The following is a 13,953-nucleotide window of genomic DNA, read 5'->3' as shown; positions in this document are numbered from 1 at the left end:
TTTGTGTTGTTGTTTTATAAGGATTCTGGTGATTTTGCCACAGCGCGTGCTGTTGGTAAGTTAATGATGCCTTTGGCGACCAGTTGTTTAAGACTTTGATCGAGCGTGGTCATGCCATGGCTTGCACCCGTTTGAATCGAAGAATACATTTGCGCGACTTTTCCTTCACGGATCAAATTACGAATGGCCGGAATACCAATCATAATTTCATGTGCTGCCACACGGCCGCCACCTTCTTTTTTTAACAAGGTTTGCGAAATAACCGCCTGAAGGGATTCGGACAGCATGGTACGAACCATATCTTTTTCCTCTGCGGGAAATACATCGATAATTCGATCAATGGTTTTGGCTGCCGAGGTCGTGTGTAGCGTACCAAACACCAAATGTCCGGTTTCTGCGGCAGTCAATGCTAAGCGTATGGTTTCCAGATCACGCATTTCACCCACCAGAATGATATCGGGATCTTCACGCAGTGCTGAGCGAAGTGCCTCATTAAAACCAAGTGTATCGCGGTGCACTTCACGCTGGTTGATCAGGCATTTTTTGGGTTCGTGTACAAACTCGATCGGATCTTCAACCGTTAAAATATGATCATAGCGATGATGATTAATATAATCGAGCATGGCGGCAAGAGTGGTCGACTTCCCCGAGCCTGTTGGGCCGGTCACTAACACCAAGCCGCGCGGATAGTCACAGATGTCTCTGAAAATTTTTCCGAGTCCGAGTTCTTCAAGCGTCAATACCTGTGAGGGAATGGTTCGAAAAACGGCACCTGCACCACGGTTCTGATTAAACACATTGACACGAAAACGGGCCAGATTTGGCACCTCAAAGGAAAAGTCGGTTTCGAGCTTTTCTTCGTAATCGCGGCGCTGTTTGTCATTCATAATATCGTAAACCAGTCGGTATACTTCGGAATGTTCAAGTGCGGGGAGGTTAATGCGTCGAACTTCACCATCGACGCGAATCATGGGTGCCAAACCTGCAGACAAATGTAAATCAGATGCTCTGTTTTGGACTGAAAATGCCAGCAGTTCGGTTATATCCATATTTCCCCCAAAAAATCGTTAAAATCTTTCATTATTTTGTAGAATATTAAGTGCTTTTCCCAAAGCTTAACAACATTCAAGGCCGAGGTTAAGTAAAAAATATGTTTGAAATGAGAACCCTGTCAATGAATCCGTTTAAAGATGCGCGAAATCACGTTATTGATCAAATCCAGTCGGCTTGTGCGCGAGTACAGCGTGATCCGGCAACGGTCGAATTACTGGCAGTATCAAAAACACATCCAAGTTCGGCGATACGCGATATGTACGAGCTTGGTCAGCGTTGTTTTGGTGAAAACTATTTACAAGAGGCGCTCGATAAAATTCAGGCACTCAAAGACTTAAATATCGAGTGGCATTTTATTGGCCATGTTCAGCGCAATAAAACCAAATCGCTTGCGGAACATTTTGATTGGGTGCACGGGGTCGATCGTTTGATTATTGCCGAGCGCCTGTCATCGCAGCGCGCCGAGCATGCGGCTGATTTAAATATCTGTCTTCAGGTCAATATTGATCACCAGCAAACAAAAGATGGCTGCCCACCTGAGGACGTCGCGGAACTAGTGCAAACTATTAGCCGCTTACCCAAGCTGAAGTTACGCGGAATTATGGTCATTCCTGCACCAGAGCATGCAGAGGCTTTTGAGGCAGCCAAAACGCTTTTTGATGCTGTCAAAGCCCAGCATGCACATCCTGAACAGTGGGACACCTTGAGCATGGGCATGTCGGCAGATTTGAATGCTGCCATTGCAGCAGGCTCGACCATTGTACGCATTGGTACGGCTTTATTTGGTGCACGTGACTATAGTCAAGGCGTATAAATCTGCAAACTTGATATATGAAATATTTGTGATCATTGAGATTTTTTAATTCAGATTTAATGGTTGGCTCGTATACCACTAACACTGGTTTTCACGAGACATTTCATGGATCTTTTGCATGTTTTTATTTTAGCGGTGATACAGGGGCTGGCGGAGTTATTGCCAGTTTCTAGCTCTGCCCATGTGATCTTGGCAGAAAAGCTGATGGGTTTCGACCCTTCGGCGCCAAATATGACTTTTTTGCTGGTGATGCTCCACACAGGCACCATGTTTGCGGTCATTGTGTATTTTTGGCACTCATGGAAAAAAACCTACTTTTCTGATTGGGCGTCATTTAAGCAGCGCGCTTGGTATGTGTTACTGGCGACTGCCATGACGGGTGTGTTGGGACTTTTGTTGCAATCACTGATTAAACACGTATTTTTTGGTGGAGCGAGTAGCTTTGAAATAGAGCATTTATTCAGCAACGCCAAATTAATGGCTGCTGCACTTGCTGCGGCAGGTGTGTTGATTATTTTATCTTCTCGTTTGGATCGTGGTCAGCAAGGTGATGTGCGTTTGCCAAGTGCCATCATCATCGGTGCGGTACAGGCGTTGTGTCTGCCTTTTCGTGGTTTTTCTCGCTCGGGTGCCACCATTTCCACAGGTTTGTTTTTGGGAATTTCCCGTCAGAAAGCAGAAGAGTTTAGTTTTGCTCTGGCGGTAGTTTTAACCCCAGCGGTAATTGCCAAAGAGCTGTTACGCTTGTTGCATGCCCAACACACCACCACTGGTACAGCACATCTGGCCTTAAGTAGCTTATTTTTGCCGAGCTTGTTTGGAATGGTTTTTAGCTTTCTAACGGGGTTGTTGGCACTGAAGTGGCTTTCGGCGTGGCTGGAGCATGGTCGCTGGTATTTATTTGGAATCTATTGCCTGGCCTTTTCAAGTGTGGTGTTGGCATTGGCCTAGATGTGTGCTTTTACAAAATACGTTGGAGAGCATAGGTTCTCCAACGTATTTTATTTCTATATGTATTTGTTCAATTGAACGTTGAATACATAATTTAAGGCTCAACACGTTCGATAGCAGGTTCAATCGATAACAGTTCGATTTCACCAAATACCGTGGCGAAAGGAACGTCTTTGGCATCGAGTCCAGTGCCGATTCGAACAAACTGATCGATAGGCCCCATGCGTGTGGCATCGAATAATACCCATTGATTTTCAAGATACACTTCAAAGATGGCATGGAAGTCGGGATCTGCATTGTAGAACGGCATGTAACCCACCACAAAGCGCGCAGGAATATTTAAGGCACGGCAAATCGCAATACCTAAGTGAGCAAAATCACGACATACACCTGCACGATTGACCAATATATCGCGCGCTGTGGTGGTACTGTCGGAAGATCCAGCTTGATACACAATATTGTCATGAATCCAGTCACAGATGGCTTGCACTCGTGCATAACCTTTGGGAAATTCACCAAAAGTATTTTGTACCATAGTGCCAATCAAATCTGATTCGCAAAAGCGGCTTGAACCCAGATAAAACAGCGTATAAGACGGCAATTCATGAATTTCACATTCGCGTAATGCGGTATTACGCTCAGGGATATGCGTATCTACGTCGGCATGATAAGAAACACGCAGTTCACCTTCTGGTGCATGTAACCGAATCAGGCGATTTAATCCGCCGTCGCGCTCATATTGCTCGAAATCGAGCTGAGGTTGAAACTCAAATGACTCCTGCTTACAGGTTTGCCATGGATGATTGGCTGCTTCAAACTGAAAAATAAATTCGGTCGCTTGAATCACCCGGTAATGGAGATGACAGTCAATTTTAAAGCTAGGCATATTAAAGAACTCAAAGAAAAAATAAGATTTAATTCTTCTTCATCTAAAAAATTGATCTTTATTGTTGTCAGAAGAGATCATTTTTTGTTTTGAATCTGAATGAAAATCAAAGCTATCAGTTCTGATGAGTTTTTCAATTGTTGCTCCACCCAAAATGCGTTGTACAAAGGTAAAGCGTGTTTAGCCCACCACCTGAATTCGACTTGAACCTGAACCCAGTGGTTGTACCTGAATCTGGACTGGAATTCGTTCGTGCATATCCTGAATATGAGAGATTAGTACCACCTTACGACCCTGACTTTGCAACTGATCGAGTGCATTCATCACCATATGCAATGAAGATGCGTCGAGCGTGCCAAAGCCTTCATCGATAAACAAGGATTCGATTTTCATCGATCCAGAGGCCATATTGGCAATTGCCAGTGAAATGGCCAGCGCAGTAAGAAAAGATTCACCACCAGAAAGTGAGGCCACAGCACGTATTTCACCGTCCATATCATGATCGACAATGGCCAGACTCAGTGAGTTTTCTAGCCGTTTTAGCGTATAGCGCTGTGAAAGCTGAGTCAGTTGCTGATTGGCATATTCAAGCAGAATATCCAGATTATATTGCTGCGCCAGATCTCGAAATTCTTTACCCTTGGCATCGCCAATCAGGCTTGAGATTTTGTGCCAGCGATGCTCTTGTTGCTGGATCAGTTGAATTTGTGCTGCAAACTGCTGCTGCTTGATCAGATTTTGCTGATGTAACTCGAGTTTTATTTTTAAATCGTCACGCTGATCTGTACATTGCTGTAAAGCCACTTGATTGGTGGCAATCTGCTCAGATAACTGCGTAGCCTCTATCTGAGGCGCTGCCTCAAGATGTACATCGAGCTGATGTTGTAGTGTGTTGAGTGCAGAAATAGCCTCGCTCAAGCCACGATCTGCGTGTTGGATGGCTTGGCGAATCTGCTGTTCTTGAGAAGATGATATCGCCAGTAATGCTAGCAATTGATCTTCTTCAAAAAGAGGCTGCTGTGCCAGCCATGCATTGATTTCAGTGGTGCATTGTGTCAGTGAATCATGTTGTTGCTGTTGCTTGGCCTTTAATTGCTCGAGCGCATTTTTATGCTGTTCAAAACGTTCGCGTGCGAATTCAAAGCTTTGTTTAATCTGTTGATACTGCTGCTGCAATTGCTGGCGCTGCTGATCATGCTGTAGTAACCATTCATTGGCTTTAAGGTCTGTCGAAGCTGTCATGGTGATGATGAGCTGGTTGGCAGCTTCAGTATTTTGTTTACCCATCGTCTCAATGTCTTTTAATTGCTGCGTGCATTCTGTGTGCTGCGCATTGAGCCCGGCGAGATTGGATTTTAATAATAGTAACTGCTGATGTTGTTGCTCTTTATGTTTAACTAAGCGTTCTGTTTGTTCGAGCAACTGGTTCCGTTGTTGTAGTGCATTTAATATAGTTTGTGAAAATGTCACGCCATGCGTGTACCAAGCCGATTTATCCTCGGTAGTTAAGCACGCGACAATATGCTGAACGTGTTGTTGTAACTGATCGATCGTCTCAAGCTGATGGCGGGTGTGCTGAATACGTTGACTCAGCTGATGTTGCTGTTTACTGGCTTGCTGGAGTTGATGTAACTCATGCTCAAGCTGCTGTTGCTCCTGAGAGGCCTTTTGCATTAAAGCATCAAGCTGAGCGTTCGCCTCTTGTTCAGCCAAGCGCAAGTCGAGCTGTATATTGCACGCCAACAAATGCTGCTGTAATTGCTGTTCATGCACATTTTGTTTTTCATGCAGTTGCTGTAAATCGTCTTGCAATTGCTTGAGCTGGGTTTGACTTTGCGTGTACTGCTGCTGCGTTTTTTGCCAAAGGTCGAAACACTGTTGTTCCTGCTCAATGGCTTGCTGTTCTTGTTGTTGCTGGAGTTCATACAACGCTTTGGAGAGCTGGCTTTGATCTTCACGATAAGGATGTTCGGTACTGCCACACACTACACATGCTTCACCGTGTTTTAGCGCTGCGCGTAAATGTTCAATGTTTTCTGCGTGGAGCAAACGTTGCTGTTGCAATATCTGCTGAATTTTTTCGCGCTCTTGCTTTGCCAATACATAGGCTTGTTCGGATGTGTGGGTCGATGCATCTAATTGTTGATTGTGCTGTTTGATTGTCTCAAATTTATGTTTCAGACTGATCATTTCATTATTTAATTCGAAATATCGCTGAATTTTTTGCTGTGTACTGTGTAAATGGTTGCTATGAATCTGCTGTGCTTGTTTGCGTTGTTGTTTACTCTCGATATGCAGATCAATTTGTGCTGGAGTACCAAACTGCGATATTAAAGCATTTAATTCAGCCTCATCATGCTCAAGCTGCGTTTGTGCATCCCGAATGGAACCTAAACTCTGTTCTACTTTTTGGTACTGCGTAATAAATTGGCTCAACTGCTGCATGTGCGCATTTAAGCCTTGGTCTAGTGGGGCGTACTGAGCACTATTTTTTAATTGTTCCATGCTTGCTGTATGTTGTCCATCAAGCGTGTGAATGGTTTGCTCTAATTGCTGCTGTTGCTCAAGCAATGGCTGTTGCTGGCTTGTAATTTGGGTTAAGCGATGTCTGGTTTTGTTATAGTCTTCTTTAATATGCTCGCGTTTTTGCAAATGACCGCGCAAATCGGCAAGCTCTTTTTGATACTTTTGCTCAAAGGCTTGAAACTGATGTAGGCTTTGTTCGACTTGGCTATAGCGCGTTTTTTCTTGCTCGAATTGTGTGCTTAGGGTATTGAACTCGGTGTGCTGAAGTTGAATTTGCGGAATGAGTTGTTGTAGTGTTTTTTGGATCTGCTGCTGCTGAAATACAATGGGACGTATCTCAGAAAATGTTTCTAACTGGCTCAGCAACAGGCGATCTTTCTCAAGGCTTTCTTGTGCTTTAAGTTGTACATCGTAATGTTGTTGTTTTAAGCGGATATCCTGATCAAGTTTATCGCGTTGCTCAAACCATTGCTGTTGTTGTCTGAATTGCGTCTTTGCTTCTTCAAGCCGCACCACCTGTTGCTGAACCGATTCAAATTGCGCTTGTAACTCCGCTACTTCCTCATCTGAGCGTATCTCGATATAGCCCAAATGACTTTCTAAACTTTTACGCCGATTGCTGATTTCTCTGGTTTTTTCAAATGCCAGTTGTCCAATTTTAGCAAAAATCGCCGAGTTGGTCAGGTATTCAAGCAGTTCACCCCGTTCGTTGTCACGTGCTTTTAAAAAAGCCGTCACCTCAGATTGCGCCAGTAATACCGCACGGGTAAATTGCTCAAAACTGAGCTGCGTGATGTGCTGTATGTGTGACTCTACCGCTTTACTTTTGTCTGCAACCACCACGCCATCGGTGAGGCACTTGAGTGAGCGTTGAACATTTTGCAGTTTGCCGGTGGCATTCTCACGGGCACGTTTAATTTCCCAGCGCGCCATATAATGTTTTTGATCCTGCGCGACAAAGCAGAGTTCAGCAAAACCGTGCGCACAGCCGCGGCGTAAAACGGTCAAAGGGGAGTTGGTCAGGAGCTCGGAGCCATCGACATCGGTAAGCTTGCCATCGCTTTCTTTGAGTCGTGGAATTTTGTTAAATAAAGCCAGACACATGGCATCTAAAATGGTGGATTTACCTGCGCCTGTTTTACCCACAATCGCGATCAGCCCTGCACTGGCCAAAGGCTCAGATTCAAAATCAATGAAATGCTCGTCAGACAAAGAGGCCAGATTTTTGAGTCGGATGGATAAAATTTTCATGAGATGGCTTTAATTCTTTTTAAGTTCTTCAAGTTGTTGTTGTGCCTGCGCAACAAGGCTCATAAAGTCTTTTTTAACATCATCATCTGCGCTATAGCCTTTTTTGTCCCAAAGTTGTTCGAACAGTTTTTCAGGCGTTGGCGGTTCGAGATGAACCTGTTGCTCTAAGCGATGGCTTGATCCATCTGTGGCGTATTGTCTGGAAATCCGAACCAATCGGTAACGGTTTGTAGGCAAAGCCTGTTCAAATTGTTGACGAAGATTCGGCTGAGGTGGTGTGCGGCTGAAATATTCGATGTCGACGTATTCGCGCTGATCAATCTCTTCAATTTCGCCATGTGGGAGTGCTGCCAAGCTTGTTAAAACATCTTGCAATTCACCTGTAATTTTATGCAGCTTCACGCTTCTTGGCACCAGCAAGGCATCACATTGAAGATGATTGTCTGAAATTTCTGGCTTAATGGTCACATCCATTACTTGGTGCTTATAGTTGATTTCACTAAACGACAGGGGAATAGGGGAGCCGCTATAGCGAATATGGGTCTGACCCACTTTCTGAGGTTTATGTAAATGCCCCAGTGCGACATAATCGATCGCATCTTCAAAGAGTGCTGTGGAAAGTGCTTCTTCGTTGCCAATGATAATCGGACGTTCTGAATCTGAGGTTTCACCGCCCTGCATATGCGCATGTGACATCAAAATTAAGGCCTGATCATCGGTTTTGCGGCGTTTGGCCTCGGCAATCAGTTGCTGGTGTAAATAACCAATCGCATTTTGACTGTTACTGGTCTGTTCGTTCACGCCCGTAATTTCGGCCGAGCGTAAAAAAGGAAGAGCAATGCACCACGCCACAATCTGTTGTACCTGATCGTAAATCGGTAAAATCAAGCGATCAAGATTCAAGGTTTTATCTTGATTCCAGCGAATCACACCCACCGCTTTGGCATTGTATTTTTCTAATAACGGCTCGACCTGTTCAATGCGATAACCCGAATCGTGATTTCCTGCAATCATTAAGGTTTGCATATGCGGCGCAAGGTTATGCGCATCTGCCAGAAATTGATAAAGCTGCTTTTGGGCCTGTGAACTTGGATTAATCACGTCAAAAATATCACCCGCTATTAATAAGGCATGAGGTTGTTTGACCTTGATTTGTTCAAGTAACCATGCCAGAAATTGTTCATGCTCGTAGTGGCGGGAGTGATGATAAAAAAACTGCCCCAAATGCCAGTCTGAAGTATGAAAAAAACGCACGGTCATTGCTGATGAACTACCTGTTTTTGAATAGCAGATAAGGTAGCATAAATCACAATCCAATTCAGATGCTACTCAAGTGAAAAGCTGATTTGGTTTTTACTTAAAACAGAACAAGAGATTCATAATGACCATTCATCAATATGATTTAAAAATTCGTTGGATTGGAAACACAGGTGAAGGTACTCAAACCTATCAATCCTATCAACGTGATTTTGTCGTTGAAAGCAAAAATAAGCCCGCAATTCCTGGCTCGGCAGATCCAGCTTATCGTGGAGAGGCTAGCAGATGGAATCCGGAAGATTTGATGATTGCAGCAGCATCGGCTTGTCATAAATTATGGTATTTGCATCTTTGCGCAGTGAATCATATTTGTGTAGTCGATTATATTGACCATGCATCTGGATTTATGGACGATGCTCATCCTGAAAAACGAGGCCACATCACGCACATTGTTTTAAAACCACAGATTATTTTAAAAGCAGGTGCAAATCTTGATCTGGCACGTCAACTTCATGAGCAGGCGCATCATGAATGTATGATCGCAAACTCGGTGAACTTTCCAATTATGTGTGAAGCTTCTTTTGTATTTAACGCATAGCCTTTAAAATTAAAGCAATAGATTGAAAACTAAAAAATGGTCTTGGATAAAAAAAACAGATCACTAAAAAATAAAGACCGACGATTCGAGTGATGAGAAATCGTCGGTCAAAAACTTTAAATCACGTTTGGCTGCTAACAAAACATATCTAAAGTGGATGTCATAGTGAAAGGTCTCCGATTTATTGCGGATGCCGTGCAATTAAAATCGGTTGCTGCAGACCTTATACCCTTAATAACGAATGACCGACCAAAATGGTTGACAAGAACATGAAAAAAAATTGAAAAAAACATAAAATAAATTTTTATTGTTGATGTTGTGGTGTGCATGACTGCTTTACGCCGTTATTTTATCTGGTTTTTTCTGATCTGTTTACTGACTACCCTCATTGCAGGCGTAGTGGCTGCAATATTACCAATAGGCGTGGGTGGAATAGTAACAGCCGTACCGTATTTGGTGGCTATGATTGTAGTGCTCTATCAGTTTTTAAAACGTGAAAAACGCGCCCCAACGCAGCAAGAACGAAAAAAACTGACTTTGGGTTTCACCTTAATTTTCTGGGGCTATAACTGCGCTGGCGTATTGCTGGGTTTGTATTTGTTTTCACGAAATGACCCAGAAATTATTCAAAACTTTTTACTGTATTTGCAACAACCTCAATTTGTGAGCCTGATTGCGATTATGGTACTGGTTTTGGCGATTCCACTATATCTGATTACGTACTGGTTTTATGGTAAGCAGGCGCAACGTATGGCCGACAAAATGTTTCAGTAACAGGGTTTTAGTGGATCAATCGAGTGCGTTACACTCAAGCTTAAGAAGAGCAATAAGCAACGTGACAGACTATGAACCAAAAACTTCCAACACTTTTAATTACAGGCGCCTCAGGCTTTATCGGTAGCCATCTATTGCCTTATTTGCTGCATTTGAATTATCGCATTTATGCCCTGACGCGACATTTGGCGCAATCCTTTCAACATGAAAATTTACAATGGATTGACGATTTAAACCAGATCGATCAGCCTCTCGATTATGTGGTGAATCTGGCCGGTGAAAATATTGGTCAGCGGCGCTGGACCAAAGCACGTAAGCAAGCTCTGATCGACAGTCGGATCAAGACTACACAACGTGTCTTTGAATGGCTGCTACAGCATCAGCAACAACCAAAGCGGATTGTATCGGCATCTGCCATTGGTTATTACGGCATTGATGAAAGTGAAACTTGGCAACAGGTATGCGACGAACAATCACCACCGCAGTCAATTTTCATGTCTGAACTCTGCCAGCAATGGGAAAAAACTGCGCTGTCGTATACGCAGTTTGATACCAAAATCATGCGCTTGGGCGTGGTATTTGCCAAAAATGGGGGCATTTTGCCACAGATGATGCTGCCAATTAAGCTCAATACAGTGGGTGTGATTGGTTCTGGGCGCCAACCTGTAGTCTGGGTACATATTGAAGACGTGCTGGCGATTATTGAATTTTTACTGCATGTGCAGAGTGAGCAAATTGTGTTTAATGCCGTTGCGCCCGATCACACCACGCAAAAAGCCTTTGTAAAAACCGCCGCTCAGCAAGTAAAACGCCGTCCGTTTCTCCCTGCACCGGCGTGTTTGTTTAAAACTTTACTGGGTGAACAATCACAACTTATTTTAAATGGCCAGTTTGTTGCACCCAAAGCATTATTGGAAGCTGGATATCAGTTTAAATTTCCAGCTTTAGCGCAGGCCCTTCAAGATATTTACCCTTAAACGCTCAGCTCTATTTCGCTGCCCTGAAATAGTCGCTCGGGCGCGTATGGCTTTGGATCGGTGAAAGTGGGTTGATCAAGCATAAGCTGGCGTAACAAACGTGCAGAGGCTGGCCCCATGCACAGCCCATTTCGAAAATGTCCGGTGTTGAGCCAGAGATTTTCGATATTTGGCAGCATGCCGATATAAGGCACCCCGGTCGGCGAGCTAGGGCGCAAGCCCGCCCATCTTTTAATAACTGGAAACTGTGCCAGTTCAGGCACCATGTCCAAACAGGCCTCTAAAATACGTTGCTGTGTGGATGTGTCGGTGTCGGTGCTGTAGCCACAGTCTGCCATGCTCGAACCGCATACCACATGACCATCTTGTCTTGGAATCAAATACATCACCTGATTCATACACATGGTAGGTAACCAGTGCGCAGGCGTTTTAAATAACAGCATTTGGCCTTGTACAGGGCGTACTGGCAAACGAACGCCCAGTTGATCGCTCCAGAGTTGACTCCATGCACCCGTTGCCAGCACAAACTGGTCGGCGTGAAAAACTTGACCTGTAGCACTCTTCACGGCCTGTATGCTGTCTTGGTCAAATATAAATTTTTCAATGGGTTGATCATCAAAAAACGCAACGCGTGGATGCTGTTTTAAATACTGCACAATCGATTGCAATAGACGCGGATTACGAATATTAGACAGCGCTGAAAAATAAATCGCGTGCTGATATTTATTGGCTATCCATGGATTAATCTGTTCAAGTGCATCACGCTCGACATAGTCAGCGCGTTGCATAGGTTGATGAAAATGCTCGGCATAATCGAGCCCGATTTCAAAATCGGATTCATCGAAAATAAGCATGCCAGTATTGTGGATTTCAAAATCAATACCGGTCCGAGGCTGTAGCTTTTCATTCCATGTTTGGTACAGGTCTTTGCCATGCTGGGCAAGGGTATTGACCGCATGTGGATAGCGCCACGGATACATCGGTGACAATATTCCACCACCTGCCCATGAGGCAGCCTGACCGGCGCGCTGCTGATCAAAAATCGAGACCCGACAGCCGTGCTCGACCAGTTCCAAAGCGGTTAATAGGCCACTGATTCCAGCACCAATAATGGCAATATGCATGCTCATGTTCGATTCATTCACACGTGAGTTTAGTTCATCTCTTTAAGTTTTTGGGCTGCAACATCTGCAAAGTAAGTCCAGATTCCATCTGCACCTGCGCGACGACAGCTCATGAGTGATTCAAGAATCACGCTTTCGGATAACCAGCCATTTTGAATCGCACCTGCCAGCATGGCGTATTCACCACTGACCTGATAAATAAAAGTAGGCACGCCAAAGGTATCTTTGACTTCACGTACAATATCTAAATAAGGCATGCCGGGCTTAACAATCACCATGTCGGCGCCTTCTTGCAAATCCAGTGCAATTTCATGTAAAGCTTCGGCACGATTCCCTACATCCATCTGGTAATTGTATTTATTACCGCCTTTTAAGTTACTGGCCGAACCGACCGCATCACGAAACGGCCCATAAAAACTTGAAGCATATTTGGCTGAATACGCCATGATATTGGTATAGATAAAGTTGTTTTGCTCAAGTGCCTGTCGAATTGCCCCGATACGTCCGTCCATCATATCGCTTGGTGCAATTACGTCGGCACCCGCAGCGGCGTGGCTTAACGCTTGCTTGACCAGACATTCTACGGTTTCATCGTTGAGTACATAGCCGGTGTCATCGATAATGCCATCTTGACCGTGTGTGGTATATGGGTCGAGCGCGCCGTCGGTGATGAGCACCATTTCAGGCAGTTCTTTTTTGAGTAAACGACAGGTTTCTTGTACCAGACCGTCGTCACGCCAAGCAGCTTCAGCATTCAGGCTTTTGTCTTCTTGCGGGGTGACCGGAAAAAGAGCCAGCTTAGATACCCCAAGTTCGAGCAGCTGTTCAGCTTTTTTTAGCAACAGATCTGCCGACAAACGATGAATATTGGGCATACTTGGAATTTCTTGGCGCTGATTTTGGCCAGGCAATACAAATACTGGATAAATGAGATGATGAGGTGTCAGATGCGTTTCACTGACCATGGCGCGCAGTTGATCATTTTTACGGATACGACGCATGCGGGTTGCTGGAAAAGCGGGACGATTGAACGTATAAGTCATAACAATCTCAAGGTTCAGTATTAAACTTGTGGGATATTGTAGACCCATCAGCAGGCATTTGTACAAACTGAATTAGTGTTAACGCAGATTTATCGATATTGAGTGTTTTATGAGTGAATCAACAAAACTATGGACAGGGCATATTCATTTAGGTGAAGAAATTGACCTAAATGTAATTTTAAACCAGTTATGTCATGCGTTTAATCATTCGCCTTTCTTCTCGCACAATGCCATGACCATGCGGGTGGTCGATGGGCAAATTGAAGGTTATTTTGAAATGAAGCCCAGCCTGATTGGCAATGTTGCCTTTCAGATTTTGCATGGAGGGGTTGCCGCAACGTTACTCGATAGCATTGGTGGAATTGTCGCGATGGCAGAAGTTTATAAACGTACTGAAGCTGCGGATATGCCAGAGGCCATCAAAAAAGTATCACGTTTAGCCACTGTCGATATGCGTGTCGATTACTTGGCGCCGGGGCGGGGTAAATTTTTTATTGCGCGGGCGGAAACCTTAAGATTTGGCCGCAAAGGCTGCACCATGCGCATGACCATGTTTAACCACGAGCAAACCCCGATCGCTACTGCGATTGCCTCATATGCCTTTTAAATAGTCACCCAAAATCCACAAATCTGGGCCACAATTTTGAAGCGCTTTGCTGCGTGGTCGAGCGTTTGTGGGTTAAAAGCAGTACATCAGGT

At 44.3% G+C, this 13,953-nt stretch carries 12 protein-coding genes; 6 read left to right on the top strand and 6 right to left on the bottom strand.

The window, feature by feature from the left end:
- Positions 1-14: 14 nt before the first annotated feature.
- Complete coding sequence (locus L2096_RS14380; RefSeq protein ID WP_004935479.1) at positions 15-1,049, bottom strand: type IV pilus twitching motility protein PilT; 1,035 nt, start codon at positions 1,047-1,049, stop codon at positions 15-17.
- A 125-nt stretch (positions 1,050-1,174) separates the two neighbouring features.
- On the opposite strand from L2096_RS14380, the gene L2096_RS14375 reads away from it, so the two are divergent.
- A complete protein-coding gene (locus tag L2096_RS14375; RefSeq protein WP_250365719.1) occupies positions 1,175-1,867 on the top strand; it encodes a YggS family pyridoxal phosphate-dependent enzyme in 693 nt (230 codons plus the stop codon).
- 105 nt (positions 1,868-1,972) lie between these two features.
- Entirely contained in the window at positions 1,973-2,818 is an 846-nt protein-coding gene (locus L2096_RS14370) for an undecaprenyl-diphosphate phosphatase (protein ID WP_250365718.1), read from the top strand.
- Positions 2,819-2,912: 94 nt separating this feature from the next.
- On the opposite strand, the gene L2096_RS14365 is transcribed toward L2096_RS14370, so the two are convergent.
- The 3 genes from L2096_RS14365 to L2096_RS14355 form a co-directional block, all read right to left on the bottom strand.
- On the bottom strand, positions 2,913-3,704 hold the full coding sequence (locus L2096_RS14365) for a transglutaminase-like domain-containing protein (RefSeq protein ID WP_250365717.1): 792 nt from the start codon (positions 3,702-3,704) through the stop codon (positions 2,913-2,915).
- Positions 3,705-3,884: 180 nt separating this feature from the next.
- Complete coding sequence (locus L2096_RS14360; protein WP_250365716.1) at positions 3,885-7,481, bottom strand: AAA family ATPase; 3,597 nt, start codon at positions 7,479-7,481, stop codon at positions 3,885-3,887.
- Between the two features lie 9 nt (positions 7,482-7,490).
- Complete coding sequence (locus tag L2096_RS14355) at positions 7,491-8,741, bottom strand: exonuclease SbcCD subunit D (RefSeq protein ID WP_250365715.1); 1,251 nt, start codon at positions 8,739-8,741, stop codon at positions 7,491-7,493.
- Between the two features lie 121 nt (positions 8,742-8,862).
- On the opposite strand from L2096_RS14355, the gene L2096_RS14350 reads away from it, so the two are divergent.
- The 3 genes from L2096_RS14350 to L2096_RS14340 all read left to right on the top strand — a co-directional run bounded on the left by L2096_RS14350 (position 8,863) and on the right by L2096_RS14340 (position 11,087).
- On the top strand, positions 8,863-9,336 hold the full coding sequence (locus L2096_RS14350; RefSeq protein ID WP_111812736.1) for an OsmC family protein: 474 nt from the start codon (positions 8,863-8,865) through the stop codon (positions 9,334-9,336).
- A 327-nt stretch (positions 9,337-9,663) separates the two neighbouring features.
- Entirely contained in the window at positions 9,664-10,110 is a 447-nt protein-coding gene (locus tag L2096_RS14345) for an ABZJ_00895 family protein (protein WP_048763854.1), read from the top strand.
- A gap of 71 nt (positions 10,111-10,181) precedes the next feature.
- Positions 10,182-11,087 carry a TIGR01777 family oxidoreductase gene (locus tag L2096_RS14340; protein WP_004945893.1) on the top strand — a complete coding sequence of 302 codons (906 nt, stop codon included), beginning with the start codon at positions 10,182-10,184 and terminating at the stop codon, positions 11,085-11,087.
- Here the strand turns inward: L2096_RS14340 and L2096_RS14335 are convergent.
- Positions 11,084-12,211, bottom strand: coding sequence for an NAD(P)/FAD-dependent oxidoreductase (locus tag L2096_RS14335; protein WP_250365725.1), 1,128 nt, complete (start codon positions 12,209-12,211; stop codon positions 11,084-11,086). The genes L2096_RS14340 and L2096_RS14335 overlap by 4 nt on opposite strands.
- Positions 12,212-12,240: 29 nt before the next feature.
- Positions 12,241-13,254: a porphobilinogen synthase gene (gene hemB / locus L2096_RS14330; protein WP_119025159.1), complete on the bottom strand. Its 1,014-nt coding sequence runs from the start codon at positions 13,252-13,254 to the stop codon at positions 12,241-12,243.
- A gap of 109 nt (positions 13,255-13,363) precedes the next feature.
- Between hemB and L2096_RS14325 the strand changes: the two genes are divergently transcribed.
- Complete coding sequence (locus L2096_RS14325) at positions 13,364-13,861, top strand: thioesterase family protein (protein WP_004935516.1); 498 nt, start codon at positions 13,364-13,366, stop codon at positions 13,859-13,861.
- Positions 13,862-13,953 lie beyond the last annotated feature (92 nt).

The sequence above is a fragment of the Acinetobacter sp. ACZLY 512 genome (assembly GCF_023614015.1).
Taxonomy (GTDB): Bacteria; Pseudomonadota; Gammaproteobacteria; order Pseudomonadales; family Moraxellaceae; genus Acinetobacter; species Acinetobacter soli.
This window is presented reverse-complemented; position numbering and strand designations above follow the sequence as displayed.

Coding starts and splice junctions, on each gene's coding strand:
- L2096_RS14365 (WP_250365717.1), bottom strand. CDS start 3,704: ATGCCTAGCTTTAAAATTGACTGTCATCTCCATTACCGGGTGATTCAA.
- L2096_RS14350 (WP_111812736.1), top strand. CDS start 8,863: ATGACCATTCATCAATATGATTTAAAAATTCGTTGGATTGGAAACACA.
- hemB (WP_119025159.1), bottom strand. CDS start 13,254: ATGACTTATACGTTCAATCGTCCCGCTTTTCCAGCAACCCGCATGCGT.
- L2096_RS14335 (WP_250365725.1), bottom strand. CDS start 12,211: ATGCATATTGCCATTATTGGTGCTGGAATCAGTGGCCTATTAACCGCT.
- L2096_RS14375 (WP_250365719.1), top strand. CDS start 1,175: ATGAATCCGTTTAAAGATGCGCGAAATCACGTTATTGATCAAATCCAG.
- L2096_RS14325 (WP_004935516.1), top strand. CDS start 13,364: ATGAGTGAATCAACAAAACTATGGACAGGGCATATTCATTTAGGTGAA.
- L2096_RS14345 (WP_048763854.1), top strand. CDS start 9,664: ATGACTGCTTTACGCCGTTATTTTATCTGGTTTTTTCTGATCTGTTTA.
- L2096_RS14380 (WP_004935479.1), bottom strand. CDS start 1,049: ATGGATATAACCGAACTGCTGGCATTTTCAGTCCAAAACAGAGCATCT.
- L2096_RS14340 (WP_004945893.1), top strand. CDS start 10,182: ATGAACCAAAAACTTCCAACACTTTTAATTACAGGCGCCTCAGGCTTT.
- L2096_RS14360 (WP_250365716.1), bottom strand. CDS start 7,481: ATGAAAATTTTATCCATCCGACTCAAAAATCTGGCCTCTTTGTCTGAC.
- L2096_RS14355 (WP_250365715.1), bottom strand. CDS start 8,741: ATGACCGTGCGTTTTTTTCATACTTCAGACTGGCATTTGGGGCAGTTT.
- L2096_RS14370 (WP_250365718.1), top strand. CDS start 1,973: ATGGATCTTTTGCATGTTTTTATTTTAGCGGTGATACAGGGGCTGGCG.